At 70.5% G+C, this 26,114-nt stretch carries 26 protein-coding genes and 1 pseudogene; 8 read left to right on the top strand and 19 right to left on the bottom strand.

Annotation, left to right across the window (positions count from 1 at the left end; translation table 11 throughout):
- From AC07DI_RS33085 to AC07DI_RS33075, 3 genes are all read left to right on the top strand, one after another.
- Positions 1 to 4,143, top strand: a complete 4,143-nt coding sequence (locus AC07DI_RS33085; RefSeq protein WP_478908233.1) for a hypothetical protein — start codon at positions 1 to 3, stop codon at positions 4,141 to 4,143.
- Between the two features lie 8 nt (positions 4,144 to 4,151).
- The gene (locus AC07DI_RS33080; protein WP_478908232.1) at positions 4,152 to 5,030 is read left to right on the top strand and encodes a chymotrypsin family serine protease; all 879 of its coding nucleotides are present in this window, start codon (positions 4,152 to 4,154) and stop codon (positions 5,028 to 5,030) included.
- Positions 5,031 to 5,149: 119 nt separating this feature from the next.
- Entirely contained in the window at positions 5,150 to 5,965 is an 816-nt protein-coding gene (locus tag AC07DI_RS33075; protein ID WP_478908273.1) for a restriction endonuclease, read from the top strand.
- A gap of 125 nt (positions 5,966 to 6,090) precedes the next feature.
- Here the strand turns inward: AC07DI_RS33075 and AC07DI_RS33070 are convergent, their stop codons facing one another.
- The 5 genes from AC07DI_RS33070 to AC07DI_RS33050 form a co-directional block, all read right to left on the bottom strand.
- The gene (locus tag AC07DI_RS33070) at positions 6,091 to 6,942 is read right to left on the bottom strand and encodes a hypothetical protein (protein ID WP_478908231.1); all 852 of its coding nucleotides are present in this window, start codon (positions 6,940 to 6,942) and stop codon (positions 6,091 to 6,093) included.
- Complete coding sequence (locus tag AC07DI_RS33065) at positions 6,939 to 7,184, bottom strand: hypothetical protein (RefSeq protein WP_478908229.1); 246 nt, start codon at positions 7,182 to 7,184, stop codon at positions 6,939 to 6,941. The genes AC07DI_RS33070 and AC07DI_RS33065 overlap by 4 nt, the downstream gene beginning before the upstream one ends.
- Before the next feature lie 170 nt (positions 7,185 to 7,354).
- Positions 7,355 to 7,978: a polysaccharide deacetylase family protein gene (locus AC07DI_RS33060; protein WP_478908227.1), complete on the bottom strand. Its 624-nt coding sequence runs from the start codon at positions 7,976 to 7,978 to the stop codon at positions 7,355 to 7,357.
- Between the two features lie 273 nt (positions 7,979 to 8,251).
- Positions 8,252 to 8,665 carry a PRC-barrel domain-containing protein gene (locus AC07DI_RS33055; RefSeq protein ID WP_384256524.1) on the bottom strand — a complete coding sequence of 138 codons (414 nt, stop codon included), beginning with the start codon at positions 8,663 to 8,665 and terminating at the stop codon, positions 8,252 to 8,254.
- 170 nt (positions 8,666 to 8,835) lie between these two features.
- Positions 8,836 to 9,006, bottom strand: a complete 171-nt coding sequence (locus AC07DI_RS33050) for a DUF5670 family protein (RefSeq protein WP_384256522.1) — start codon at positions 9,004 to 9,006, stop codon at positions 8,836 to 8,838.
- A 247-nt stretch (positions 9,007 to 9,253) separates the two neighbouring features.
- Between AC07DI_RS33050 and AC07DI_RS33045 the strand changes: the two genes are divergently transcribed.
- Entirely contained in the window at positions 9,254 to 9,427 is a 174-nt protein-coding gene (locus AC07DI_RS33045; protein WP_384256519.1) for a CsbD family protein, read from the top strand.
- A gap of 98 nt (positions 9,428 to 9,525) precedes the next feature.
- Here the strand turns inward: AC07DI_RS33045 and AC07DI_RS33040 are convergent, their stop codons facing one another.
- From AC07DI_RS33040 to AC07DI_RS33020, 5 genes are all read right to left on the bottom strand, one after another.
- Positions 9,526 to 9,885, bottom strand: coding sequence for a GNAT family N-acetyltransferase (locus tag AC07DI_RS33040; RefSeq protein ID WP_478908224.1), 360 nt, complete (start codon positions 9,883 to 9,885; stop codon positions 9,526 to 9,528).
- Positions 9,882 to 11,093, bottom strand: a complete 1,212-nt coding sequence (locus AC07DI_RS33035; RefSeq protein WP_478908222.1) for an acyltransferase family protein — start codon at positions 11,091 to 11,093, stop codon at positions 9,882 to 9,884. Before AC07DI_RS33035 ends, AC07DI_RS33040 begins: the two co-directional genes overlap by 4 nt.
- Positions 11,094 to 11,370: 277 nt before the next feature.
- The gene (gene argG / locus AC07DI_RS33030) at positions 11,371 to 12,816 is read right to left on the bottom strand and encodes an argininosuccinate synthase (protein WP_478908220.1); all 1,446 of its coding nucleotides are present in this window, start codon (positions 12,814 to 12,816) and stop codon (positions 11,371 to 11,373) included.
- Positions 12,817 to 12,932: 116 nt separating this feature from the next.
- The gene (locus AC07DI_RS33025; RefSeq protein ID WP_478908219.1) at positions 12,933 to 13,343 is read right to left on the bottom strand and encodes a hypothetical protein; all 411 of its coding nucleotides are present in this window, start codon (positions 13,341 to 13,343) and stop codon (positions 12,933 to 12,935) included.
- A 202-nt stretch (positions 13,344 to 13,545) separates the two neighbouring features.
- A complete protein-coding gene (locus tag AC07DI_RS33020) occupies positions 13,546 to 14,157 on the bottom strand; it encodes a hypothetical protein (protein ID WP_478908217.1) in 612 nt (203 codons plus the stop codon).
- 289 nt (positions 14,158 to 14,446) lie between these two features.
- On the opposite strand from AC07DI_RS33020, the gene AC07DI_RS33015 reads away from it, so the two are divergent.
- Positions 14,447 to 16,444, top strand: a complete 1,998-nt coding sequence (locus AC07DI_RS33015) for a hypothetical protein (protein WP_478908215.1) — start codon at positions 14,447 to 14,449, stop codon at positions 16,442 to 16,444.
- On the opposite strand, the gene AC07DI_RS33010 is transcribed toward AC07DI_RS33015, so the two are convergent.
- The 7 genes and pseudogenes from AC07DI_RS33010 to AC07DI_RS32980 form a co-directional block, all read right to left on the bottom strand.
- Positions 16,441 to 17,853 (bottom strand): MFS transporter, encoded by a 1,413-nt coding sequence (locus tag AC07DI_RS33010; protein ID WP_478908213.1) that lies wholly within the window; start codon positions 17,851 to 17,853, stop codon positions 16,441 to 16,443. The genes AC07DI_RS33015 and AC07DI_RS33010 overlap by 4 nt on opposite strands.
- Before the next feature lie 193 nt (positions 17,854 to 18,046).
- A pseudogene (locus AC07DI_RS33005) lies at positions 18,047 to 18,874 on the bottom strand (IS5 family transposase).
- 77 nt (positions 18,875 to 18,951) lie between these two features.
- The gene (locus AC07DI_RS33000) at positions 18,952 to 19,146 is read right to left on the bottom strand and encodes a hypothetical protein (protein ID WP_478908211.1); all 195 of its coding nucleotides are present in this window, start codon (positions 19,144 to 19,146) and stop codon (positions 18,952 to 18,954) included.
- Between the two features lie 250 nt (positions 19,147 to 19,396).
- Complete coding sequence (locus tag AC07DI_RS32995) at positions 19,397 to 20,071, bottom strand: ATP-dependent DNA ligase (RefSeq protein ID WP_478908209.1); 675 nt, start codon at positions 20,069 to 20,071, stop codon at positions 19,397 to 19,399.
- Between the two features lie 406 nt (positions 20,072 to 20,477).
- Positions 20,478 to 21,326, bottom strand: coding sequence for a recombinase family protein (locus AC07DI_RS32990; RefSeq protein ID WP_478908207.1), 849 nt, complete (start codon positions 21,324 to 21,326; stop codon positions 20,478 to 20,480).
- Positions 21,327 to 21,463: 137 nt separating this feature from the next.
- Positions 21,464 to 22,360, bottom strand: coding sequence for an SCO6745 family protein (locus AC07DI_RS32985; protein WP_478908205.1), 897 nt, complete (start codon positions 22,358 to 22,360; stop codon positions 21,464 to 21,466).
- A 41-nt stretch (positions 22,361 to 22,401) separates the two neighbouring features.
- Positions 22,402 to 22,935: a YbhB/YbcL family Raf kinase inhibitor-like protein gene (locus AC07DI_RS32980; protein WP_352282543.1), complete on the bottom strand. Its 534-nt coding sequence runs from the start codon at positions 22,933 to 22,935 to the stop codon at positions 22,402 to 22,404.
- 98 nt (positions 22,936 to 23,033) lie between these two features.
- Here AC07DI_RS32980 and AC07DI_RS32975 point away from each other — a divergent pair, with 98 nt between their 5' ends.
- The gene (locus AC07DI_RS32975; RefSeq protein WP_329556040.1) at positions 23,034 to 23,726 is read left to right on the top strand and encodes a GntR family transcriptional regulator; all 693 of its coding nucleotides are present in this window, start codon (positions 23,034 to 23,036) and stop codon (positions 23,724 to 23,726) included.
- Here the strand turns inward: AC07DI_RS32975 and AC07DI_RS32970 are convergent.
- The gene (locus AC07DI_RS32970) at positions 23,723 to 24,037 is read right to left on the bottom strand and encodes a Tn3 family transposase (RefSeq protein WP_478908203.1); all 315 of its coding nucleotides are present in this window, start codon (positions 24,035 to 24,037) and stop codon (positions 23,723 to 23,725) included. The two genes, AC07DI_RS32975 and AC07DI_RS32970, sit on opposite strands and share 4 nt — an antisense overlap.
- On the opposite strand from AC07DI_RS32970, the gene AC07DI_RS32965 reads away from it, so the two are divergent.
- Entirely contained in the window at positions 23,999 to 25,024 is a 1,026-nt protein-coding gene (locus tag AC07DI_RS32965) for a hypothetical protein (RefSeq protein ID WP_478908201.1), read from the top strand. The two genes, AC07DI_RS32970 and AC07DI_RS32965, sit on opposite strands and share 39 nt — an antisense overlap.
- Complete coding sequence (locus AC07DI_RS32960; RefSeq protein WP_478908199.1) at positions 25,021 to 25,194, top strand: hypothetical protein; 174 nt, start codon at positions 25,021 to 25,023, stop codon at positions 25,192 to 25,194. Before AC07DI_RS32965 ends, AC07DI_RS32960 begins: the two co-directional genes overlap by 4 nt.
- A 399-nt stretch (positions 25,195 to 25,593) precedes the next feature.
- Here AC07DI_RS32960 and AC07DI_RS32955 read toward each other — a convergent pair whose 3' ends face one another.
- Positions 25,594 to 26,028, bottom strand: coding sequence for a MarR family winged helix-turn-helix transcriptional regulator (locus AC07DI_RS32955; RefSeq protein WP_478908197.1), 435 nt, complete (start codon positions 26,026 to 26,028; stop codon positions 25,594 to 25,596).
- Positions 26,029 to 26,114: the final 86 nt, after the last annotated feature.

Raw genomic sequence — 26,114 nt, 5'->3', positions numbered from 1 at the left:
ATGGACAGCATCCGATGGACGGTTCTCCCCGACGGCGTCGCCGACGCCGGCACGGTGCGCGTGTCCGTGCTCGTCAGCCCCACCCTGACCGGGATCAGTACGCTCGGGCAGTCCGCGTACTTCGCGAAGTGGCCGGAGCGGCTCGCCGCCCTGCTGCCCGCGCTCTGGCTGGAGTTCGACGGCCCGGCGGGCGCCGTCGCCAAGGAACTGCGGCCGACCGGCCGCTACCCCGCCGCCGATCCCGTTCTGTGGCGGATCCTGTTCCACGACGACACCTACGTCCGGCCGCCGCAGAGTCCCCCGGCGCTCGCCGCCGAGGAACGCCGCACGCTGCGTTCGTATCCCGGGAAACTGGTGCACGACGAGGTCACCGGGGTGTACGAGGCGGTCGCGGTGTACACCACGCAGAGCAGGCTGCGCACCGAATGGGCACGTGAGGAGCGGTTGCTGTGCGAGGAGCCGCCGACGGATCACCGCGGCTGGGAACTGCCCGCGCTGTTCCGGATGACCGACATGATCTCGGACCGGGTGCTGGATCTCGGCCGGGACCTCAAGCACGGGTACGCGCTTGTGGAGGACGCCTTCGACCCGCACGGGGCCCGCGCCGCCGACGACGGCCACGAGCCCCGATACATGGACCGCACCAGCGACGTGTACACCGGCGACAACAAGCGGGTCCTGCCACTCGCCGAAGCCGCCCGCTTCTACGACCGGGGCAAACAACCGGCCTCGCTCGCCGAGGAGCCGACGCACCGGATCGACTTCCACGAGGCGTGCGGGCTGCTCGGCGACTATCCGGAGCTCCAACGCCGGTTCGGCCTCGTGCTCGACCTGGGTTTCGCGATGCCGGCCGGGGTCGCCGACGGAGCGAAGGTCCGCGTGCGCTTCAACGACCGCATCGCCGACGCGGGCACGCTGAACGCTCCGGGCGCGCGCCCCTGGACGAAGATCCGTTTCACCCCGGGCAGCGTGTTCCAGGCGTCCGTCGAGGCCGGTGCCGTGATCAGCGAGCGCATGCTGAACCTCGGCGACCCCGAGACCTGGCACCTCACCGAACTCGACGTGGACGGCGCGGCCCTCAAGCACCTGGACTACGCCCGCTCGATCGCCGGTATGCAGCGCGGCGACCTGCCGTCGGGGCCGCAATCCGTGGCCCAACTGGTCTCGGGCACCGGCACACCGGCGGCCCGCGGCGCCGGCCTCACCCTCTTGCACACCGACCGCGACCGGCACCTGGCCGGACTCATCGGCGCCGACGTCGGACGCCGGGTCGCCGCCGAAGCGGCCGTCCTGACGGCGATGGACCTGGTGCGCGGGTACCGCGTGGACATCGGGCTCGTCGACGCGGCCAGCGGCCGGGTCGCGCAGTGGCGCTCGCTGCTGCGGCGCCGGGGCCGCTACACCGTTCGCCGCCCCGGGCAACAGCCCGTCGAGATCCAGGTCCGCCCGGACGAGGGTCTCGTACGGGCCAGTACGGTCACCGTCGACGCGGCCGACGACCGCCAGCTCTACGGGCATCAGGCCGTGTTCGGCTGGCACGGCTGGAGCCTCGCCGCTCCGCGCCCCGGCCGGACCATCGGTCTGGAGGACCAGTTGGAGGCGCCCGATCCGTCGGTGTCGCCGGATGTGCCGCTGTCCACCACGTTCGCCGCGGAGCCCGGCTCGCTGCCCGCCCTGCGCTTCGGCCATACGTACCGCATGCGTGCCAGGGTCGTCGACCTGGCCGGCAACGGCCTCGACCACACGGCGACCACACCGGACGCCGTCCACTCCGACGCCCTCACCTACGGCCGCTGGGAGCCGGTCCCGCAACCCGTGGTGCTGCCGCTCCTGCCCTTCAACGAGGGCGAGTCCACCGAGCGCCTGGTCATCCGCAGCACGGTCACCGACGACGGCAGGGAGATCTCCACCGACGAGTACGCCGCGCGGCACTCGAACGTCCCCGACCACGAGGCGCACTCGGAGGTGGACGATCTGGACCGGCGGTACAAGCCGGTCTCGGAGCGGCACGTGGCACCGCCGAAGACCGCCCTGCAGATGGCCGAGGAACACGGTGTGTTCGACGCCGTGTTCGGCGCGGACAAGCCCGGTCGGCTCCGCGAGGAGTACGTCACCGTCGCGTCCCGGGAGTGCGGGTCCTTCCTGGACACCAAGGTGCGGGACCCGGAGTGGCCGTACCGCGAGCACGACCTGCTGCGGTCGGGCGACATCCACATCGCCAAGCACGACGTGCACGATCCGCTGCCGGTCACCACGCTTCCCCTCCCCCGGCGCGGGGGCGAGCTGAAGCAGGGCGAGTTCGTGGTGCACAGCGCCGACCAGCTGATCCTGCCCTACCTCCCGGACGTCATGGCCGAGGGCGTCATGCTGCGCGGTCTGCCCGGTGACACGGAGAACCGCAAAATCCCGTTCCCGGGCCCGTGGCCGCAGGCCAAGCCGTTCAAGCTGCGCGTCAGGGAGGGCGACGGGGAACCACACTGGCACGATGGACTCCTTGAGCGGGTGCTCGAGGTGTTCCTCACCAAGGGTGAGATCGCCACGGTCCGGCTGAGCTGCTACGTCGACGCGCGCAAGCTGCCGCTGCTGCGGCAGTGGAGCCTGCTGACCGCTTCGCCGTTCTGGGCCGGTCTTTCCGCGCAGGACAAGGACTTCGTCACACGGGCGAGCGCCGACGGCGAGAACTGGATGCTCACCCCGTGGACCGAACTGACGCTGGTCCACGCGGTGGAGAAGCCCGTCCACCGCCCCGAGCTCGCCGGCCTCGTCTCCTTCCGCACGGCCGAGCAGACCGCGGCACAGCTGACGGGAACGCTGAGCAGTCATGCCGCGAGCAGCGGTCACGTCGAGCTGGACGCGCACTGGAGCGAGTGGCTGGACGACGTCACCCGGCCCGCGCCCCAGCGCATCGAGGGGCACACGCACCTTGAGGACATCACCCTGGCCTACACCGCGGACGAGGCGGCCGTCGGCCGCACGCACGAGTTCGGCGACACCAGGCATCGCGACGTCCGCTACACCCCGACCGCCGTCACCCGGTTCCGCGAGTACTTCCACCCGAGCCTCACCGAGGAGCGGGCCAACGTCACCCGCGTCGGTCCGGCCGCCGCTCCCCTGGCCGTTCCCAGTTCGCGCAGGCCCGAGCCGCCGGCGGTGGCGTACGTCGTGCCGACGTTCCGCTGGCAGCGCTCGGTCGACAGCGAGAACGACACCGTCACCCGGCGGCGCCGGCCCGCAGGACTCCGCGTCTACCTGAAGCGTCCCTGGTTCTCCTCGGGGGACGACGAGATGCTCGCCGTGCTCCTCGACCCGGGCGGCACGAGCGTCCCGGACGCCTCCGCCGACACCTTCTTCACCCGCTGGGGCGTGGACCCCGTCTGGTCCGACACCACGGTCCTGCCGAGCCCTTCCGCCGCGCACTTCCCGAACGCGGCGCGGAGCCTCACGGGCCTGCGCCTCGCGGAGTCGCCCGACACGGCGCCGGTCGCGGTCGACGCGGTCGCCTTCGCCCCGACGTACCACCCCGAGCGACGGCTGTGGTTCGTCGACATCGACGTGGACTTCGCGAACGCGTCGGCCACCGGCACGGCGTACTTCCCGTACGTGCGGCTCGCCCTGGCCCGCTACCAGCCGTACTCGGTCGATCCGCTGCACCTGTCGAAGGTGGAGCGGGCGGAGTTCGCGCAGCTCGTCCCGCCGCGTACGGTCGTCGGCCGTCGTGAGGGCAACAAGCTGACCGTCCGTCTTTCGGGGCCCGCGACCTACAACGAACTCGGTGAGCTCAGCGGCGCGGGCGCGGTCGCCGCGGCGGCCAGCCGCCGGGTCGTCGTGAGCGTGCAGAGCCGGGCGAGCCTGCAGGAGGACGAGATGGACTGGAAGGAGGTGGGCCAGCCGGTGGAGCTGACCTGCACGGCCGACGGTGGCTCCTTCGCCTGGGCCGGTGGCATCGCCGCCCCGGCAGGCCAGCTTCTCACCTCCTACCGGCTCCTCGTGCAGGAGTACGAGCTCTACCGCACCGACAAGGACACGGCCACGGACACCGTCACCGTGAACGGCACCGCGGTGCCTGCGGCCCGCCGTCTGGTGCACGCCGACTACTTCGGCCTGATCGTCGGCCTGCTCGGCCGGATCGACTTCGAGCTCTAGGAGCCAGGATGTCTGGACGTCCGTTCACCTACTGCCTGATGGCGGTCCTGTTGGCCCTGTCGTGGTGCTCCCCGGCGTCCGCCGCGCCGGCGAGCAGATTCAACGACCCGCAGCCGCACCGCGGCGGCGCCGAGTACCAAGTGACCCTGAGCGGGGACACGTTCGCCTGCTCGTCGGGGTTCGCCGTACGCAGGGTGGAGGACGGGAAGCGCGCCATGACCTCCGCGGGCCACTGCACCGACGGCCGGATCGGCGTGGACGCCACCTCGGGAGAATTCCGGTTCGGCACGTTCGTGCGGGCCTTCTACGACAACGAAGTCGACGCGGCGCTGCTCAGCGGTACGCGCATCAAGCCCCAGGTGTACGCCCCGACCCTCTGGACGGACGGCGGCCCGCCCGGCACACCGGTCGCCCGCCGGGTGCTCGGATCCTCGGACGCGCCTGTCGTCGGCCAGAAGGTGTGCCTCACCGGGAAGGTCACCAAGCTGGTCTGCGATGTCGAGGTGTACTCGCTCACCAATGGTGAGTCGTGCGAGGAGGGACCGCACCGGTGCACGAGGGGACTGGTCCTCGCGGGGAAGGAAGGGGTGAACATCGTGCACGAGGGCGACTCCGGCTCCCCGGTGTTCGTGCCGGTCGACACCGAGATCGACGGGCACAAGGTGTACGGCGCGATGCTCATCGGCATGTTGATCGGCGGCGGCCCCCGCCAGGAGCACGGGCCCGAGGACCTGGTGGTGTTCCACACCGTGAAGCAGGTCGAGTGCGCGCTGAACGTCCGGGTGCTGACCACGGCCGGTGCGGAATCGGGGGACCCGACGCCACCGCCTGGCCGGACGGACTGCGCGGCGCCGGTCCCCCCTCTTCTCCCTCTCAAGGGCCGGTGAGGCTGTCATGAGTTGCCGCTGACGGGGCGCGGGCGCCACCTTGTCGATCATGGATTGCGCCGTTCGGGGCACGTGTCGCTCGAACAGGTTCATGACGACACGGAGGAGGCCCCGTGCTGATACGGGACAGCAAAGGCGGTTCGGGCCGGGCCGGGGCGACGGGGGCCCTGTCCGGGCCGGTCGTGATCCTGGCTCTCATCGGCGCCGTGATCTGCGCCGCCATCCTGCTCTTCGTGCGTTTCGCCCACTGGGCGGGGGCGCATCCGCTCGCCGCCGCTCTCCTGGGGTTGCTGGCCGTTCCGGTGCTGTACGTCCTGCTGCGCGCGATGCCGAGGGCACGGGAACTGCGCCGCGCCGCCCGCGAAGGGATGGCCCAGGCCGACCGCGAACTGGCCGAGGCGGCGCGGGCCGAGGGCTCTCCCGCGCCCCTGACGCCCGCCGGAACCGGGGCATCCGCTCTCCTGGACCCCACCGTTCCCGCCACTGCCGTCGAGGCGCAGGACGGACGCACCGCCGTACTCCCCCCGCCCGTCCCCGACTTCACGGCCCTCGACCCCGACGGCTTCGAGGCCGCCGTCGCCGCGCTGTGCGAACGGGACGGCTGCCGTGAGATCGAGGTCGTCGGTGGCGCTGGCGATCTCGGCGCCGACGTGCTGGCCATCGCGCCCGACGGCCGACGGGTCGTCGTGCAGTGCAAGCAGTACGGCCCGACGAACAAGGTCGGCTCTCAGGACCTCCAGCGCTTCGGCGGCACCTGCTGGACCGTACACGGAGCGCAGCTGGCCGCCGTGGTGACCACCAGTCAGTTCACCGAGCCCGCCCGGGAGTACGCGGACTCGTGCGGCATCCGCTGCGTGGACGGCGAGTCGCTCACCGCGTGGGCGGAGGGCTCGGGGCCGGCGCCTTGGGGTCCCGCGATGGTGGACGGCGTCTGAGACCCGCCGTCCTCAACGCGGCGGGAAGCCGACGAGGTGGACGGTGGGGGAAGGGCGCGGTGTGCCGAACTTGAGCTTGTACGTGTGCAGCGCGCGGTCTTCGGACCCGCCGAGGTGGACGGTGGTCATCCCGTGGTGGTGGAGGTCGACGAGGACGGCGTGCAGGGCCGTTTCGGAGAGGCCGGGGTGGCCCGTGTCGACGCACAGGTTGGCGTAGCAGCCGACGGGGTCGCAGCGATCTGCTCGAACAGGTAGAAGCCGCAGGGCTGCCCGTCGAGGTCGACGAGGTAGACCCAGGCGTGTTCGGCGGGGAAGGCGATCATGTTCGCGTACGCCGCCGCGGGTTTGCGGCGCTGGGCCGACCAGGCGGTGACGACGGAACGAGCCGCTTTCGCCCCGTCACGTGCGTCCTCGGGGCGGCGGTACAGGCGGACAGTCAGGTCCGGCGGGTGCGCCGCGCCCGTGTTGTGGAAGCGGTTCAGGCGACTGCGGAGCTTGCTCTTGGAGGGGTGCAGCAGCGCGTCCCCGACCAGATCGGTGGTGCGTACGACGACGTCGGGGTAGGTGGAATCGTCCTGTGGGGCCGCGGATGACCAGGGATGGTCCGCCATCGGCCGGAAGCCCGCGTCGTCGACGAGGACGGCCGCGTCGTCGGGGCGGACGTGTTTGAGGTGGACCGGGGCGGCGGAATGGCTTGCCAGGCGGTGGGCGAGGGCGGCGACCGTGAAGGAGACCTGCTCGCCGGTCGGGCGGACGAGGACGTAGCCGGGGCCGTGCCGGCCGATCCCGATGAGCGTGGCGGCGCCCAGGTACTTGTGGCCGCATCCTTGGCCGCGGCATGCCTGGGTGACGTAGCTCCAGCTGTTGGCGTAGGAGGCCAGGGGCCAGTCCGCGCGCAGGAACTCCCGGTACAGCCGGTGGTCGCGCGTGCCATCGATGGGGCTGACTCCGGCCATGCCTGTCGTCGCCCGGTTCATCGCCGTGACTCCGGCGCGAGGAGGTCTTCGGGCGGGGCGGGCGCGGAGGACGGCGTCAGGAGTGACTCCGCGAGCTGGTCGGCCCGTGCGAAGCGCACGTCCGGCAGGGCGAGGGCGAACTCGATGAACTGTTCCAGCGCCCGCAGCCGGGAGGGTCTTCCGGTCAGGCAGGGGTGGACGGTCAGCAGGCACAGGCTGCCGAAGGCCCGCATCGCCGCCAGTTCGGTGGTCCACAGCTCCACCACCGTCGAGGGCGGGCAGATCTGCCGGCCGACGTCCGGTTCCGGCAGAGCCTGTCTTTGAACCCCCGTCGTCCGCGCGAAGCGCGGGCGCAGCGGCGGATTGGGGCCTCCCCTGCTCGAGCAGAGCCGAGAGCTTGGGGAAGCGTGCGATCGGTGTGCGGAGTTCGAGGTCATGTGGCGGAGCCACCTGTCTCCTGGAACTCCGTGCGCCGAGGGCGCGTGCCGGGCGTCGGGGCGCAGGCGGGGGTTGAAAGACAGGCTCGCAGGTAGGCGTACTGCTCCCAGTCGTCGAGGAGCCAGTGCACGGGCAGTTCGGCCGGCCGTTGCCCGTCGCGGGAGACGACGTAGGGACGGTCGTCGTCCATGAGGGAGGAGTCGTAGGCCAGGCCGAAGCCGGGCGGCAGGTCCAAGGTGTACTGGGTCGCCTGCCAGTTCGGTGCGCGGTAGCCGCGCGGCGACACCCCGAGGTCCGAGAGCGCGGCGCGGGCCTCCTCCAGCTCCTGTCGCTGTGCGGTCCGCGAAAGCCCGGCCGGGGAACGGTGGGTGTGGCCGTGCACGGCGATCTCGTGCCCGCGCCCCGCCACGTCTTCCACCACTCGCGGCCAGGAGAGTGCCGTGGCCCGGGGTACGAAGAGCGTGGCGGGAAGGGCGTAGCGGTCCAGCAGGTCGAGAATTCTCGGCACACCCACGCGCGGGCCATATGCCTGGTGGGACATGGTGGACAGGTGTCGGCGGTAGTGGGCGCCGTGCGACAGGACGGCGGATTCCCCGTCGACGTCCACACTGATCACCACGACGGCCGACGCACCCTGCCGCCAGTCGCCGGTCGGGCCGAGGGCCGGGGCCTGGGCTCAGCGGGGAAGAGCAATTCGGGCAGGTCTGTCACGTTATGCGGCAGACGTATGCGTCACCCTTGGGGCAGGTCACTCGGGTGACGGCTCCGCTCGCATCAGGGCCGGGGCCGAACGCGCCGGGGCCGGACCGCTTGCTCGCGGTCCGGCCCCGGTCTCTTCTGCGATCTGTCTTCCGCCTCTCCTCATCGGAGGGCGGCGTCGACCCGTTCCCGCTCAGAAGGTGGCAGGACCGGGGTGCCTCGGGCCCGCGCCGGGCGTGCCCGGGGAGCCGGGGGTGTTCGGCCCGTGCGAGTGGTAGTACGAGCCGATCTGGTCGTGGTAGTTCGCGTCACCGAGGTGCTTGTTCTTGTCGAACTCCGGGGCGTTCTTGATCTCGTCCTTGGTGCGCGCCACCCGGATCGTCTTCGCCTCGGCGTCGATCCCGATGATGGTGCCCGCGGGCAGCAGGACCTCCTTGCCGAAGATCCACACACCGGTGTCCACGACGATGTACTGCGAGTCCACGTCCTGCGAGTGCTTGTCCACCTTGCCGATGTGGCCGTCCGTGGCCTCGACCTTGTAGCCCGTCAGGTCGGCGTCAGGAGTGTGACCAGCATTGGCCGGGTAGTTCCAGATGTTCTCGGTCATGGTGGTACCTCCGTACTCAAGTCGCTTGCGGTCGGTCGGTGCGGGGCCGCACCGTGCGTCCTTTCCGGCGACACCCCCCGACTGTCCGACACGGACATCACTAAACGGATGCCGGCGAACGAGGGTCGGTGGGTGCGCCGCCGTGCGCCGTCTTCAGCCAACGGCGGGTGTCACCACCGGTACCAGCGTCCCTTGCGACCGCCGCTCGCCGTCGGACGGATCACGAAGCCCAGCAGCCACACCACGAGCAGGATGACCGCGATCCACCAGAGCGCCTTCAGTGCGAAGCCCGCGCCGAAGAGGATCAGAGCCAGAAGAAGAACCAGAATCAGGGGAACCATCGTTATCGACCTCCTGGCGATCATGTGCTCTCAATGGCCCCCCACAAACACGCATAAGTCGTGTTTCTTTCACATTGTGCAGGGCATGTGACCGGCCGCCTGCGCCCGCTGGAGTGCCCCGTTCCGCTCCGGTCATGTCTGGTGACGCGATCTCCATGCGATCTCCGGAACGATGTTTGCGATCCCGCTGAGCGGCCAGGCGAATCAACAGCAGTTGATGTCGACGCCAAGGGAGCGTGAGCGGATCATGACCGCCAACGAGAAGGCCAAGGGCAAGACCGAGCAGGCCACCGGCGCCGCCAAGGAAGCCGCGGGACGTGCCGTCGGCAACGAACGCCTCACTGCCAAGGGCCGTGCGGAGCGCATGCAGGGCGATGCCCGCCAGGCCAAGGAGAAGGTCAAGGACATCGGTAAGCGCTAATCGACGGAGCACCGGTTCGGCCGGTCGGTCGAAGCGCGTGTCGCCGGGTGGGGCGGACTCCTTGTGAGGGGTCCGCCCCACCCGTGTCGGGACTCCCTTCAGGCCTCCATGTGCGGGCAACGCACCCCGCTGGGCGGGAAGGCGGTCTCCAGCTCGTCCTCTATGGCGGCGAAGAATCGCTTGCCCTCGGCGGACTGGCGTGACGTGGACCAGGCGTAGCCCGCGCACGCGGCCAGGGCCGTGTGCAGCGCGTGGCGCCCGAGGCCTTGGCCCTGCCAGTGCGTGGCGACGGCGACGTTGCCGATGTATCCGGTCCGGCAGGGGTGGCAGACCTGGTACTCCAGGCAGCCCACCGGCCGGTCGGCGGGGTCGAGGAGCGTGAGCGCCTGGCGGCCCGCGGGCAGCGTCTCGACGACGTGCTCGAAGTGGACGGCGGGCGGCCGGGCCGGGCGGCTCACGCGGCTCTTCCGCCGTGTCCGCGGCCCTTGGCGAGCGTGGCGGCGTCCTGCCGGAACGCCCACTCCAGCTTCGGTTCCATCGCGAAGCGGAACATCCGTTGCACCGGCGGTGTGCACAACAGCGTGATCACTGCCCCGGCCACGAGGGTCACGGTGATCTCACCGAGCGGCCGGTGGAGCCAGTCGGCCCCGTACCAGTCCCAGAAGCGGGAGCCCTTGGCCAGGAAGCCGTGCAGGAGGTAGCCGTAGAGCGTGCCGGCGCCCAGCACCGTGAACCACAGCTTGCGCTCCGGCACCCACGCGAAGAAGCAGGCGACCAGGGCCAGGGAGCAGCCGAACATCGCGAGTGTCATGACACCGCCCGACCAGCCGGGACCGGCCAGCTCCTGGGCGCTGTCGCGACGGTAGAACCATGCCGCGCTCATCCGGGGCGCCGCCCAGTAGGCGAAGACCAGCGCGGCGGCGAAGACCGGGAGCGCCAGGATCCGCGCCTCGCGGCGGCGTACCAGCTGGAAGTGCTCGGGCTTCAGGGTGAGGCCGAGGACGAAGAAGGGCAGGAACTGCAGTACGCGCTGCAGGTCGAGGTCGTCGCCGATGTCCGGGGAGACGGAGGCGAGGGCGGCGATGGCGAGCGCGAGCGGCAGCGGCCACCGCACGGCCTTCCAGACCGGGGTCGTGAGCCGCCAGATGAAGAGTGCGGCCAGGAACCAGGTCAGGTACCAGGGATCGAGCAGACTGATGGGGTGGCCCGGGTCGCCGCCCGCCCACCTCTTGAAGAACGTGTACGCGACTTCGAAGATCACGTAGGGCACGGCGATCCCGGTGATCAGGCGTCTGATCCGGTTCGGGCTCGCGTCGAAACCGCGGGAGAAGTAGCCGGAGATGACGATGAACGCCGGCATGTGGAAGGTGTAGACGGTGAGGTAGAGCGCGGCGGCGGCTCTGCTGTCCCCGCGCAGCGGTTCCCACGCGTGCCCCATGGCGACGAGGACGATCGCCAGGTACTTGGCGTTGTCGAAGAACGCGTCGCGGCGCTTGGCCGGTGGCGCGGACGGGGCCGCTGCCGCGCTTGGAGCGACCGTGCCTTCGGCGGTGTGCGCGGGGCTTCGGCCAGGGCCCGCGTTCCGGGGCGGAGCCGGTCCCGTGGTCGGCCGCCGAGGAGGGAGCGGCATCGTCTGGCGGCCTGTCGGCCGTGTCGGCTCCTGCAAGGTGCCTCCCGCAGTCAACTTGGGCCTGCGAGGCCGCCTTCTGCGCGAGATGCGAGTGGTGCGGCGTCGCAGTACGTCTGCGGCACCCTAGCCATACTTCTACAGTCGCGTAAAACCCCTCCGGTCTCAGGTTCACCCGTTCGAGGCAGGCGCCGCACGGCGATCCGGTCCGACGGTGACGGAGAGAGACGGAAGAGGCCGGTTCGGCGCCGTATCAAGGCGTCGAACCGGCCTCTCGCCGAGGCGCGGCGTCGGGATCGTCCCCGGCGAGGACGGGTCAGTCCGTGCCGAACTCCATCGCGGCGCGGTCCAGCATCTCGTCGTCCTCGGACACCTCGCCGCGGGAGGCGATGGCCTGCGCGCCGCCCTCCGGCATCGTGCCGATCAGGCCGGTCGCGGCCGCCTGGGCGGCGCCGATGGAGGTGTCGGACGTGCCGATCAGGCCGAGGCCCGCGTACTGCTCCAGCTTGGCGCGCGAGTCGGCGATGTCGAGGTTGCGCATGGTGAGCTGGCCGATCCGGTCGACCGGGCCGAAGGCCGAGTCCTCGGTGCGCTCCATGGACAGCTTGTCCGGGTGGTAGCTGAACGCGGGCCCGGTCGTGTCGAGGATCGAGTAGTCCTCGCCGCGCCGCAGCCGCAGGGTGACCTCGCCGGTGACGGCGGCGCCGACCCAGCGCTGCAGCGATTCGCGGACCATCAGGGCCTGCGGGTCCAGCCAGCGTCCCTCGTACATCAGCCGACCGAGGCGGCGTCCCTCGTTGTGGTACTGGGCGAGGGTGTCCTCGTTGTGGATCGCGTTCACCAGGCGCTCGTACGCGGCGTGCAGCAGGGCCATGCCGGGTGCCTCGTAGATGCCGCGGCTCTTGGCCTCGATGATCCGGTTCTCGATCTGGTCCGACATGCCCATGCCGTGGCGGCCGCCGATGGCGTTGGCCTCCATCACCAGGTCGACGGCGGAGGAGAACTCCTTGCCGTTGATCGTCACGGGGCGCCCCTGGTCGAAGCCGATCGTGACGTCTTCGGTGGGGATCTCGACCGACGGGTCCCAGAAGCGGACGCCCATGATGGGCTCGACCGTCTCCACACCCGTGTCGAGGTGCTCCAGGGTCTTGGCCTCGTGGGTGGCGCCCCAGATGTTGGCGTCGGTGGAGTAGGCCTTCTCCGTGCTGTCCCGGTAGGGCAGCTCGTGGGCGAGCAGCCACTCCGACATCTCCTTGCGGCCGCCGAGCTCGGTCACGAAATCGGCGTCCAGCCAGGGCTTGTAGATCCGCAGCTTCGGGTTGGCCAGCAGGCCGTACCGGTAGAACCGCTCGATGTCGTTGCCCTTGAACGTCGAGCCGTCGCCCCAGATCTGGACGTCGTCCTCCAGCATCGCCCGCACGAGCAGCGTGCCCGTGACGGCGCGGCCGAGCGGCGTGGTGTTGAAGTACGCGCGACCGCCCGAGCGGATGTGGAACGCGCCGCAGGTGAGCGCGGCCAGGCCCTCCTCCACGAGCGCCGCACGGCAGTCGACCAGGCGCGAGATCTCGGCGCCGTAGGTCTTGGCGCGGCCGGGCACCGAGGCGATGTCGGGCTCGTCGTACTGCCCGATGTCGGCGGTGTAGGTGCACGGGATGGCGCCCTTGTCGCGCATCCACGCGACCGCGACGGAGGTGTCGAGACCGCCCGAGAAGGCGATGCCGACGCGCTCGCCGGCGGGAAGGGAGGTGAGGACCTTAGACATAGGAAGAGTATGCATCATCGCGCATGGTCATGCAAAGGTGGTCTGAGTGGGCCGGTCCGCGTCGGCGGAGGCGCGACGAGGTGAGGCTCGTGCGAGCAAGCGAGCCCGACGGGACGTCAGCGCGTCCCGTCGAACGGGGTGAGGCGGCGGTACGCGGCCCGGGCGTACCGCACCCGGGCCGTCGCGGTGCCGATGAGAGCGGCGGCCAGCAAGCACGCCACCCAACCCGGGTCCCGGTGGCCGGCCCAGGAGAGCTCCCCGGTGGGGTGGGTGGCGAAGACGTTCAGCAGCGCCCAGCACAGGAGGGCCGTTCCCGGCGCCGCGACGAAGCGGCCGAGCGTACTGAGGAGTGCGGCGAGTACGGACAGTGCCGCGAGGGCGAGGCCGGTGCGGTCGAGCGCGCCGAGCAGATCGAACGTGATGACCAGCACGAGGGAGCCCGAGCAGGCCGTCGTCCAGACGAACGGTGTGGCCATGGGCTCGGGGACGGCCCTTGCCCCCTTGGCGATGTACCGCCACTCCAGCACCGTCGGTTCCTCCCCACCACCGGGCGCCGGGTACGACCCCCGCCCCCTGCCTCACCCCGGCCAAATCCTCGCGCGACGGCACCGGCGCGCCGGTGAGGGCGCACGAGTGCGGCCGCGTCGGCCGATTGTCCCACCCCTGCACGGGAATGCCGAGGTCGGTACCGGCGCCGTCGCACACGGCGGATCCGGCCGGGGCCGGGTGTCAGTAGAGCTTGTTGACGGCCGTGGCGGTGGTGGTCTTGAAGTCGGCGACCTGGGCGTCGGCGAAGCCGCCCATCTGCCCCCACTGCACGAGCGTCACCGTCCTGCCGTCGCGGCCCACCGAGAACATGTTGATGTCGGATGCGCCCCAGGTCGCGCTGGTGTGGACGCCGTAGACGTGGGCGCCCTCCTCGACGTTCACCTTGCCGTAGTACTTCTGCTCCGCGGTGATGTCGGGGTTCTGCTTCATGACCGTCTTCGCGCAGCCGTCGAGGTCCTTGCGGAGCAGGGCGGCGAAGTCCTTGGCCCGCTGCGTGTCGCGCTCGACGACGGTCACCTGCAGCGCGCTGGTGTCGAGGTCGGTGCGGTAGGCGCGGTGCACCGAGATCGACGGCAGGGCCTCGCCGACGCACATCGGCAGCGGGTCGGGCTGCCCGGCCGTCACCGGACCGGCGGCCCACTGCGACGTGGCGTGCGGCGGCAGTTCGGCCGGGGCCAGGAACCGGGGCGTACCGGCCGCCGCGGCGGGCACCGTACCGACCGCGACACCCACCACAGCCAGCGCGGCACCCATCGCCAGCAGTCCGTTGTTCACACGCGTGTTCGTCTTCATTGTCTCCCCCAACTCATGTGGCCGACTTGCTCGTTCGAGCGGACGACGCCGCCCTTGATTCCCACGCCTCATACGACCCGCGACCTTACGGACTCGTTGCCCTCGCCCACGTCACAGCTCTGTCTTACGTGTCACCGAACGGCAACAGGGGGCACTGCGCGAAGGCTCGCCCCGCCGTCACGCCTCTGTGTCGGCGCCCGCCGTTCCCCGGCTGTGACCATCGCAGGATTCACTCGTTTGACGGAGGTCAGGACGGAACGTCGTCAGCCTTCGGAAGGCGCTTTGACCGATGAGCACATCGCAACGGCCGCGCCGGGTGAAGAGGGCCGAGCCGGTGGTTCTCGAACATGCCGAGGCCGTCATCGTCGACCAGTACACCCGGCTCGTACGCCTCGCCTACCTCACCCTGCCCAGTGCCCTCAGTCGGCACCGGCGCGTCCTGATCGCCCATGCTCTGGTGCAGCGTGCGCTGCCCGGCTTCCGGGCGCGGCACGCGTCGGCGGGGATTCCGCTGCCGAGGGCGGGCGGCGCGCGGGCCGGGGCGCGGGGGCCCGGCAGGACCGGGGCGGCGTGGGTGACGGCGCGAGTGGTGGGCGCGGCGCTCGCACATGAGCGTCGGCCGCGCGGGTGGCCGAACCGGCTGCCCCCGCCCGGGGCGCTGCGCCTCACGTTGCCCCTCGTCTGGGGGCTGCGTCTGTTTCCCCGCGCCGGCGGCGCCGAGGAGATCGCGCTCGCGCAGCTCCTGTCGGAGGTTTCCGCGCCCGCCCGCGCGGCGTTCGTCCTGTGCAGCCTCGACGGACTGCCCCGCACCGAGGTCGTGCACCTGCTCTTCAGCGCCGGTGTGTCCGAGCCGCAGGAAGCGCTGGATGCCGCCTGCCGTTTGGAGGAGAGGGTGGGCGACGCGGCAGGGGCTCTGCTGCGCTCGCAGGAGTTCGACGCCTGTTCCGTCCAGACCCGTCCCACCGATCTCCTGCGCCGCCGACGCCGGTTCCGTCTTCTCTGGTGCGCCACGGGAATCGCCGCCATCAGCTGCGCGGCACTGGCGTCGCTCGGCTCCGCCCCCGGCAACGAGCCGTCCCGGCGCCCCGCCGGGCACCCCGCGATCAGCGCCGACGCACTGCTCCGCACCTCCTCCGGCACCTGGGCCGACACCTCACGGGTGGACTTCACCGCGTGGCCCGCGCGCGGCTCCCGCGTGGACGACCGCGCCCTGCTCACCCGTGCGCTCGCCACCTGGACCGATCCGCCGCGCGGCACCCGCGTCGGCGCAGCCGCGGCCACCACCACCGAACCACCGCCCAGGACCACACAGTTGCTGTACGCCGATGTCGTGGACCGGAACGCGGTCGTACTGTTCCACGACGGCCGCCGCGTCGTCCGCTACACCGAGCCGCTCACCGCGTCGACGTCCGCGTCCCTGGACTTCTCGCGCGCCGACGACTCCGACGTGACCACCGCGGCGGCGCTCGCCGTCAGCCGTGGGAACGGCGAGGTCCGCTACCTCACCGCCCCATGGATCGCGGAGGCCCGGACCCGCGACCTGCTGCGCCCCGACGCGCCCGGCCACCCCCTCACCGTCTCCGGCCACGGCCTCCTGGAGGCGGTCGACGTACCGTCGGCCGCGGGCTCCTGCATCGCCCTGCCGGTGCTCCAACTGCGCTCGTCGAAAAGGATCGTGGAGAAGCATGCCTTCCTCGTCACCGACCTGGGCGGTCTCTCCCCGGCGCACCTCAGCTACACGCCGCCGCCGGGCACCGGCGCCCCGGCCCGCCAGCCGCGCGAGGCCACCAGCGGCGCGGCGCTGCTGAGCTGGGCCCACGGCGCGTGCCGTCTCTCCGATCTGCGCGGGAGCGGGGTGCGGGCGGTCAATCAGTGGGACTTCGCCGAGCAGGAACTGCCCGAGGACGGCGGCCGGGCCGTGTGGTCCTGCACCCGCGCCACGACCTGGCGGGGCACCGGCAGCGTGCTGCTCCAGTTCCGTACGTCCGCAGGGTCAGCGACGGCGCCGGCGAAGGTCGTCGGGCGGGCCCGTTCGACGGCCGCCTGCAGCCGGTTCGGCCAGCATGTCGTGGCCAGTACCCGCTGGACGGCCCGCTCGGGGCACCGGTTCCTCCTCGCCGCGGGCAGCCGCGAGGTTGCCCGGATCTCCGTGACCGGCACGGTCGACGCGGAGAAGCGCGGCCGTCTCCTGGCGGTCCGTGCGCCCAAGGACGCGCGGGCGACGGTACGGGCACGTCTGGCGAGCGGCGAGGAAGTGGCTGAAGTGGGGCGCGCCGACGGGCGTTAGTGTGCGCCCGCCGCATGGCCCGGGGCGGGCCAGCGCGGGTGCCGGGCGTCGATGACGTAGTCGTGCGCGTGCTGCCAGCCGTGCGGCCCGGCGTGGGCGTCGGCGAGGTGGGGGTCGCCCGCGGGCAGGGTGCTGTGGAAGTGGGTGAGGCGGGCCGGGTCGTGGGCGGGCCACAGCACGAGCGCCGTGGTCGCGGCGGTGAGCGCGACCCCGGCGAGCGTCGCGGCGGCCGTGCTCGTGCCGGCGGTGGAGCCCAGCCAGCCCGCGAGCGGATAGGTGAACAGCCAGCAGCCATGGGTGAGGGCGAACCTCGCGGCGAACGCGGCGGGCAGGTCGGCGGGTGCGGCCGAGCGGCGGATCAGCCTGCCCGCGGGGGTCAGCACCATGGACGTGCCGATGCCGAGGAGGGCCCAGGCGAGCAGCAGTCCGCCCCAGGGCCCGATCCCGTAGATACCGTGGATCCCGCGGCTCCCGTCCATTGCGTACTTTCCATACGTTCCGTACGCGAGTCCTGCGGCGTATACGGCGAGGACGGCGCCGAGCCCGAACCCGGCGGGCAGCATCACCGCGCGGTCCCCGAACCGCTCCAGAGCCCGTGGCAGGACGAGGGCGGCCGCCACGGAACCGGCCCCGAACGCACCCAGCGCCAGTGATACGTCGCCCGCGCCGCGGTGCAGGTGGTCGCGGACGAGTACGACGGTGTTGACGATGACCAGGGAGCCGGCGGCAGCCGCGGCGAGGTCGAGCGCGAGCAGGGCACGCAACCGGGGCGTGGCCCAGCACAGGCGGATGCCGAACGTCGCTTTGGCGTAGCCTCCGCCGACGCGCTCCACGGGGCGCGGTGTCGGCAGGACGACCGACATGACCAGCGTCGCGGAGGCGAGGAAGCCGAGGGCGGTACCGGCGAAGAGCCAGTTGTAGGTGATCAGCGCGAGCAGTACGGCGGCGAGCGCCGGGCTGAGCAGGCTCTCCACTTCGTAGGCGAGTCGCGAGAGAGTGAGGGCGCGGAGGTAGTCGCGCTCGGCAGGCAGGATTTCGGGAATGGTCGCCTGGAAGGTGGGCGTGAAGGCGGCCGAGGCGGCCTGCAGCAGGAAGATCAGGACGTAGACCTGCCCCACGTGGTTCACGAACGGCAGGGCGAGCGCGATCCCCGCCCGGGAGAGGTCCATCGCCACCAACAGGGCGCGGCGCGGCAGGCGTTCGGTGAAGGCGCCGATCAGCGGGGTGAGGCCCACATAGGCCACCATCTTGATCGCGAGTGCGGTGCCGAGAACCGCGGAGGCGTCCGCGCCCGCGAGGTCGTACGCCAGCAGGCTGAGGGCCACGGTCGCCAGGCCCGTGCCGGTCAGGGCCAGGGCCTGAGCGGTGAACAGGCGGCGGTAGGCGCGGTTGTGGAGCACTGAACGCATGACGGCGTCCCCTGGGTCGGCGGCCCGGACACCACAACGTTAGACGACACGTGCGCAGTTGCGCACACATCGGCAGCGAATGCGGATGACCCACCGGAGTACAACAGAAGCCGTCGGCCGTCGGGGCGCAGGTGGGGGCAACGACAGGCTCTCAGAGGGCGTCTGGTTCACGAAGTTTATGACTGATTGCGTTTTATGCGTCTCGCCGGGTTGAGGTGGTTTCGCCGGTTGCTCGTTTCGCGAGGTTGGAGATCATCGCGAGGCGGATCATGCTTGCGGAGTGCTCCGGTTTGGTCTCGTAGTCACGGGCGAGTCGGCGGTGCATCATGATCCACCCGAAACTGCGCTCGACCACCCAGCGCCGTGGGGTCACCGAGAAGCCTTTGACCTAGGTGTTCCTGGGGACGACGTCCACGTCGATGCCGAGGGCGGCGCGTTCGATGGCCTGGTTCTTGTAGCCGGTGTCGACCCATGCCTTGGTGACGGTGGGGTGGTTGGCGGCGAGTTGGGTGAGGAGCTGTTTGCCGGCCTCGTTGTCGGAGACGCCGGCGGCGGTGACCATGACCAGCAGCAACAGGCCGAGGGTGTCGACGACAATGCTGCGCTTGCGGCCGACGATCTTCTTCCCGGCGTCGATTCCCTCGGTGCTGGTGGGGACGCCGGGGGCGGTTTTGACGCTCTGGGCATCGATCGTGCAGGCGGTCGGTTCGCCCTTGCACCCCTCCTGTTCACGGACGAGGCGGTGCAGACGGATGCCGAGCTTCTCGATGGTGCCGTCGGTGGTCCAGGCGCTGAAGTGGGAGAAGACAGTGGTGTGCGCGGGGAAGTCGTGGGGCAGGTACTCCCACGGAATCCCTGTGCGATTGATGTAGAGGATGGCATTCACGGTGTCCCGCAGATCATGGACTCGTGCCGCGGTACCCGGTCCAGTTCGGGCAGCCCGCCAGGCTCCGAACACCGGCTCGATCAATGCCGAGCGGGCATCGGAGACATCACTGCGGTACGGCCGTCGAGGGCTCACGAGAACAGCAACGAACCACCGCCACTGCAGTCACAGAGAACACCTCAAACCGCCCTCAAAACAGATCAGTTTCCCTCTTACAGACGCGCGTTGCGCTCCGCATTTCGCCGATAGACGTCATGTGCCGCCTGGGTGACGAACCCAGCGACGAAAGCGACCGGGCTGCCATAAAGCAGAGGACCCACGTCGGAAATCCAGTCCCCGATGGCGAGAACAGCGACCACGTCGAGGTAGTAGAACAGGAACAGTACCCCTTGGCCGAGCTTCGTCATCGCCCATCCCCCATGTGGTCACCACTCTTTCGCCCATGGCATGCCCGGTCCGTCACGGTCCGACACCGCACAGAGCGGCCCGCACCACCCTGCCCAGCACCGTGCCAATCTCGCGTGATCGCTTCGTTCCCCTGCCCCACGGCCCCGCCCCTTCGGTATCCGCGATCTTCCTTGGTCTTTTCTCGGGCCACCGAACTCCAGGCCGGTCCAACTTCGATGGCAATTCTTGGCCCACAGCCGAAAGGACCGCTCAGAACCGGGGCACGTCGGCCGGTGCCCGGTCCGTGCGCAGCCGGGCCACACGTACTGGGTGGCGCCAGGCTCCTCGTTCGCGGGCGGTGTCCACCTCGATCTCCGCGACGAGCTCCGGCTCCACCAGGACCACATCGAGCGGGGTGCGGGAGCCCCACGCCGCGGTGAACCGCACCCCCTCCCACGGGTGCCCGCTCCCAGCCCCGGCGGGGGTCAGGTGCCCGGCCAACTGCCGCGCGACGTCGGCCCGCAGCGGGGCGCTGCGGCCCACAGACCGCAGCACCCCGCGCTGGTCCAGGCGGCCCAGCACCAGGCTGCGGGGGCGGCTCGGCGTCCCTGTGATGGCGCCGATCACGGCCTCCGTCGTATCTCCCCTGCGGACTTTGATCAGGGCGCGAGCGCCGGGCCGGTAGCGCTGGCGGCTGCCGCGCACCACCAGGCCCTCGATGCCCGGGACGTCGGTCCACGTCGTGAACCACTCACGCGCGACTGCCACATCGGCCGTCTCAGGGCAGAGCGTCCACGGCGCGGCCCGCTCGGAGAACAGCTTCTCCAGCCGGGTGCGGCGCTGGGCGTACGGGACGGCGAGGAGCTCGTGGCCGTCGGCCTGGAGGACGTCGAAGACCGAGGCGCGCGGGTTCGCACAATCTCGCAGGAGGCAATCCGGGAACACGTCTTCCGACCCGGTTCTGCTTACCTTATGGATGCGGGTTCGGCTGCCCCTGTCGCACGACCCGAGGTGAGTCCACGCCGTGTACATCGCTCGGCCTTCGCAATATCAAGCGCAAGTCTTGGCCGTGCTGGGCCGCTTCACTACTGCCACCCCGGACGACAGCGGCTGGCAGCTGCTCGGCGCTATACGCCAAGGACAGGGCCCTGTCCTCCCGAAGCTGCCGCGAAGTGACAAGTAGCGCTCTGTGATCAGAGTGCCGCTCGGTCCGAGGTGGCGGGGCAAAGCTCAGGGACCGGGGCGGTCCGGTCGGCAGCGAAGTCGGCCTGGGCCTGCTCGACGGCTTCGGGATACGCCTCGCGCCTGGCGTGCTCGGCGAGGGCCCGGTAGATGCTGGCGACGGAGGGGTTCAGTCCTTTGCGCTTGCCGGTGGGGATGAACAGGTCGGGTTGGATCTGCTCGACGGGCTCGCCGCCCGCGCGGCGCCGGCGCACGGTGTGGAGCATGTCGTCGGTGATGACGGGGGCCGGCCGCCGTGCTTGCCCTTGCGGGCGGCGGTGTCGAGCCCTTCCAGGGTGGACTCGCGGATGTTCTCCCGCTCGGTCTCCGCCATCGCGGCGAAGAACGCGAACAGCAGCTTCCCCGGACCGGTCGGGGCGTAAATGCCGGGCAGTGGCCCGGCGAGCATCTCCAGGATGAGGCCGTGGGCGGTGAGGTGGTCAGCGAGCGCGGTGGGTTCGGCGGCGTCGCGGCCGAGCCGCTCCATCTCGTACACGGTGAAGATGACCGGGCAGTGCGGGGCGTGCGCCTTGACCTCCCGCGCGGTCCGCAGCGCCACCTCGAACTGGGGCCGTACACGGACGCGGGTGCTGATCTTCTCGCTGAAGATCTTGTCCCTCGGGACGCCGTGCTCGCTGAGCGCGTTGAGCTGGGAGTCAAGTTCCTGCCCGAGTGTCGAGCATCGCGCGTAGCCGATGCGGATGTCCGCGCTCGGCAGGTCCGGGTCGATGGGCGCCGGCGGCGGGCTGCCGGCCCGCCATGGTCGGCCCGGACCGCGGTCGGCTGGGGTCGGCACCCGCAGCGCTTTCTTCAGTCGGGGCACCATGGTGAAGCGGCGGGTGTGGTAGGCGGAGACGACCGCGCCGCCGCGCGAGCGGCACGGTGATCCGGGCTGCGCGTCACACTTCGGACAGGTGTGCTGTTCGACGTCGTCGCCGTCCGACCGGTCGGTCTTCAGAGGGTGCTGAGGGTCCGTCATGAGACCGGACTTTCGCACAATGCAAGTCTCAGAAGGGGGTCCGTGCCGCTTTCGGGTGAGAACGGGTTCTGAGAACGAAACCGGGCCCGGCGGCGGTCCGGCGGCCCGGTTCCGATCTTGCTCGAGCAAAGGACCGTTTATGCGAGATCAGACTGTCCGCGAACGGCCTGGAACGTCCCCGCCGCAGTGAACGCGTTTGTGATCGGCGCGATGAGCGAGGCGAAGCGGCGGGCACCCGCGGTGCCGATCGGCGCCCACAGCGCGGCGCAGTGCTCGTCCGTTTCCACTTCGATGCGCTCGCGTGCCGTACTGCCGGCGTCGGTGACAACGCCGTGGGAGTCGAGCCAGCCGCGCTCGACGAGGCGTGCTGTCGCCGCGCTCCACTCCTCGTCGTCCCACTGACGGGTCGCTCGCGCGAGAGCTGTCGGGAGGCGGCCGGTTGCGGTGTGCAGAACGAGGCAGTCGCATGGCCCGAGGCCGTTGTCGGCGAGTACGACGAGATGGGCGTCGCCGCGCCACTCGCGCGCCACCGTGATCTGCTGCCACAGTGCGACAAGAGGATCGGATGGAGGCGCGACCGAGGCGTTCGCGGCGGCGAGCACCTTGCCGGCGTAGTCGGCGCCGGCGACGACCGGATCGATCAGCGAGCGCGCTTCGGCGAGGTGGTCGTCCGTGAGATGTACGTTGACACGCCGCATCGCCCGTCCGGCGGCCAGGAAGCGGGCGGCCTGCCACCGCTCGGGCGACGCGGCCTTCCACACGCCCGCCATGGCCCTCACCGCCCGCGGGCTGAAGTTGTAGAAGGCCGCGAGCGTGACCTGCCACGGGACCGCGCCCATCGCGGCCGACCGGAAGGCCAGATAGGCCGGCCCGCGGTCGGTCACGCCGAGCCCGGCCGCCTCCTCGGCGGTCTCGGGGACGAGATGTATGAACAGGTGAGCGGCACTGATGGCGCGGCTGACGTCACGGACGGCGTTCAGGTCCATCGGGCCGTCGCCGGTGCGGGCGGAGTCGGGAAGGGCGTCGAGGTGCATGGCGGTGGTGTCTCCGGGGGTCGGGGGGGCGGGCGGCGCTGTCAGGCGGGTGTTTCGGCAGTGGCGGTCAACACGGCACGTCCGAGGGTGTGACCGGCCATGGTGAAGCCGAGGACGGCCGGTGTGGCGTCGGCCGGAACATTTGTGGCGGGGATGTCCAGGGCATGCACCACGATGAAGTAACGGTGCGGTCCGTGTCCGGCCGGCGGGGCGGCGCCGATGTAGCGGGCCACACGGGCATCGTTGGGCAACTGGTAGGCGCCCTCGGGTAGTTGTGAGCCGGTGTCGTCGCCGGCGCCCTCGGGGAGCTCGGTGACGGTGGCGGGGATGTCGGCGACTGCCCAGTGCCAGAACCCGGACCCGGTGGGGGCGTCGGGGTCGTAGACGGTGACGGCGTAGCTCTTGGTGCCGTCCGGGGCGCCGCTCCAGGACAGCTGCGGGGATGTGTCCTTCCCGCCGGGCAGTCCGGAGGAGTGCTGCTCGGGCGGCCACGCGGCACCGTCGGTGACGGTGGTGCTGGTGACGGTGAACGAGGCCGCCTGGGGGAGGCGGGCGAAGGGGTCGTTGGCAGGCACAGTGGTCGTTCCATTTCGGACGAGGGCGGTCTAATCGGCTACTGAATCGACCATAACATGGATAATCGATTATCTGATGGATCGTCTAGGATGGGCTCATGACTCAGACGGCGCACTCCTCGACCCCGCCGGGGAAGCAGATGCTTTCCGAGCAGGTCTATGCACACCTGCGGGACGCGATCATGCGCGGGGACCACTCCCCTGGCGCCCCCCTCAAGCCGCAGGATCTTGCCAAGGAGCAGGGCGTGAGCCTGGCCGTGGTGCGCGAGGCGCTCGTGCGGGTGGTCGGCGAGGGGCTCGCCGACCGGCTGCCCAACCGCGGCTTCACAGTCCCGTCCTTCTCCGACCGCCGCTGGCAGGAGATCGCGGAGGCCCGTCGGACTGTCGAACCGGTCGTACTACGCATGTCCATCGAGCGCGGCGACGTCGACTGGGAGGCCCGTGTACGGGCCGCCCACCATCGTCTGGTGCGCACTCCGGCGTATGTGCCGGAGGAGGGCGATTACTACACCGGCGCTTGGGCCGAAGCTCATAGGGCCTTCCACCGCACGTTGCTGGAGGGGTGCGGCAACCGCGCACTGCTGGAGACCTTCGACCGGATGTGGACCGCGAGCGAGCTGGCCCGCCGTTGGTCGGCGCACCGCAACCCCGACCGGGACGGCGCCGAGGAACACCGCAGGCTGGAAGAGGCGGCGCTGGCCCGCGACGCCGACACCGCAGCCGCGGTCCTGGTCCAGCACCTCACCTTGACCGCGGCTGCTCTGACCGACGATTCAGGTCAGGCCACCTAGGCTGGTGCCACAGCGGCGAGGTCGAGGTGGGAATTCATGTCCAGCTCGAACCGGCCGTAAGGGTTCACGGGGGTCCAGAACAACGGGGACGGAGCTCGCCGGTCGGCGTCGGTGAGCCGCCTCTGCCACATCTCCTCGCTCAGGATGTCCTGGAGCAGCAGGGTGTTGACGTGCACCAGCGCGGGCTGGAGCAGGTGCAGGGCGAGCATCGAAATTTCCTGGGACTCCTTGTCGGAGCCGGTCAGGTCGCCGTCCTTGCCGTAGAACAGGTCGTGGTTGGCGGAGTTCCAGTTCTCCACGACCTGGAGCACGGCCAGCCCGTCCTCATCTACGACAACTACAAGTCCCACCGCCTGCGTCGGCGCCTGCCCATCGCCGCGGCGACCGCCGCGCTGATCACCAGGCAGCAAGAGACCGTGCGGCGGCGCTTCCCGAACACTCCCACGAAGGACCTGGCGCTGCTGCCCACGCAGATGCGCAACCCCCACGGCATCAAGACGATCAGCGAGGACCTGCTCGCCCAGTGGCACCGCACCTGGGCCAACGGACTGCCCGATCTCTACGTCAACGTCGTCGTGGAAACCGACGGGCGGCGCACAAACCAGCAGATCCCTTTCGACAAGGCCCGCGTCTTCCTCTACGCCTACCGGCACAGCTACGCCCAGCGGCACGCCGACGCCGGCGTCGTACCCGACGTGCTCAAGGAGTTGATGGACCACCGCCAGCTCAGCACGACACAGGGCTATTACCGGGTGGGCCAGCAACGACGGCGGGAGGCCGTCGAGCGAGTCACGGCCATGCAGTTCGACCGGCACGGCCGCCGGATCTGGCGCCAGGCCCAACTCGTCCTGGACTCCGAGCACGCGCGGCGGGCGGTCGGCGAGGTCGCCGTTCCCTACGGATTGTGCACCGAGCCGTCCAACGTCGCCGCCGGTGGCCACGACTGCCCCGTCCGTTTCCGATGCGTGGGCTGCGGCCACTTCCGCACCGACGTCTCCTACCTACCCGACCTGGAGTCCTACCTCGCCGACCTGCTGCGCAACCGCGAACGCCTGGCCGCCTTCAGCGCCGATGACTGGGCCAAGGGCGAGGCCATGCCGTCCGACGAGGAGATCACCCGCGTCCGTCGCCTCATCAGCCGCGTCCGCGCCGACCTCGATGAGCTCACCGGCGAGGACCGCGCCCAGATCCAGCAAGCCGTCCAGGTCGTCCGCCGCACACGCCAGGTCGTCTCTCTCGGCCTGCCCAGAGTCCGTCAGCCCCTGCCCGACCTGCGTCCCGAAAGGCCCACCGCGTGACCAGCCCGATGATCGAGGGGAAACGAGCCGATTCCGCCCGCCGCCGCGAAAGCGTCCTCCAGGCCCTGGACGCGGCCCTGCGCAGCGGTCAGGACATCACCGCGACCTGCTCGAACGCGCCCACGCCGCAGCAACCGCCCCTGCCGAGGCAGGCAGAACAGCGGCCGTGAGCAGGGTCTCACTCCAGACAGACCTCGCCAACGCCCTGGAACGCAACACCCGGCTGACGGCACGCGTCCGGCAGCTGGAAAACGCCTGTCCGAGGAGCTGGGCACGACGGTCTGGAGCGAATCCGGCCTCGGTGCCCCGGCCGACCTCGACCAGCTTCAGCGCCGCATCACCGAACCGGAACAACAACTCGCCGACGTGAAAGGACAGTTGGACGAAAGAACTGGGGAACTGGACGCGGCACGCGCCGCAAACCGTGAACTGACCCGGGCGCTGAACCATACGCCGGAGGGAACGGGCCCGCCTACAGCCCGAAGGCCCCGCCCTCGATCAGGATGAGCAGACCGATCGCGATCAGCACCAGCGGCAGCAGAATGTGGCTCCAGCGGCTCATCAGACGATCACTCACGCATACGGCCTGACGCGGGCGAGGCGAGCATCGCTTTGAGGATGCGTTGCAGCTCAACGCGGTCCTGGGGAGTGACCCTCGCCAACCTGCGGTCGTACTCCGCCGCGAGGGCTGCAAGTGCTCGATCGCGCGCCTGCGTGCCCTCGTCGGTCAGTACGAGCCGGTGACGCCGCAGGTCCGCCTCGTCGATCTCGCGGCGGATGAAGCCCTTGGTGACGAGGTTGCGGACGTAGACCGTCACGCTCGCCTTGGGCAACAGCAGCGCGGTCGCGATCTCGGCTGGGTACGGCGATGCCTCCACCTCGGCCAGGACGAAAAACTCCTTCGTCTCCAACCTGAGCTCGGCGAGCTCCTCCGTGCAGGCATCCATCACGACTGCCAGCAGCCGCTGGTTCAGCGTCCACAGCTGCGCCCCGTCGACCGACATGCGGGCCCTCCATCCATGTGGTACAGTTTCGTATTAGTTCTGTATCGTACAAGATGCAGCCTTGTACTGGACTCCTATGGAACAAC

The sequence above is a fragment of the Streptomyces sp. NPDC044106 genome, from assembly GCF_056433985.1.
The sequence above is the reverse complement of the archived record's forward strand: the minus strand, read 5'-3'. Positions and strand labels throughout refer to the sequence as shown.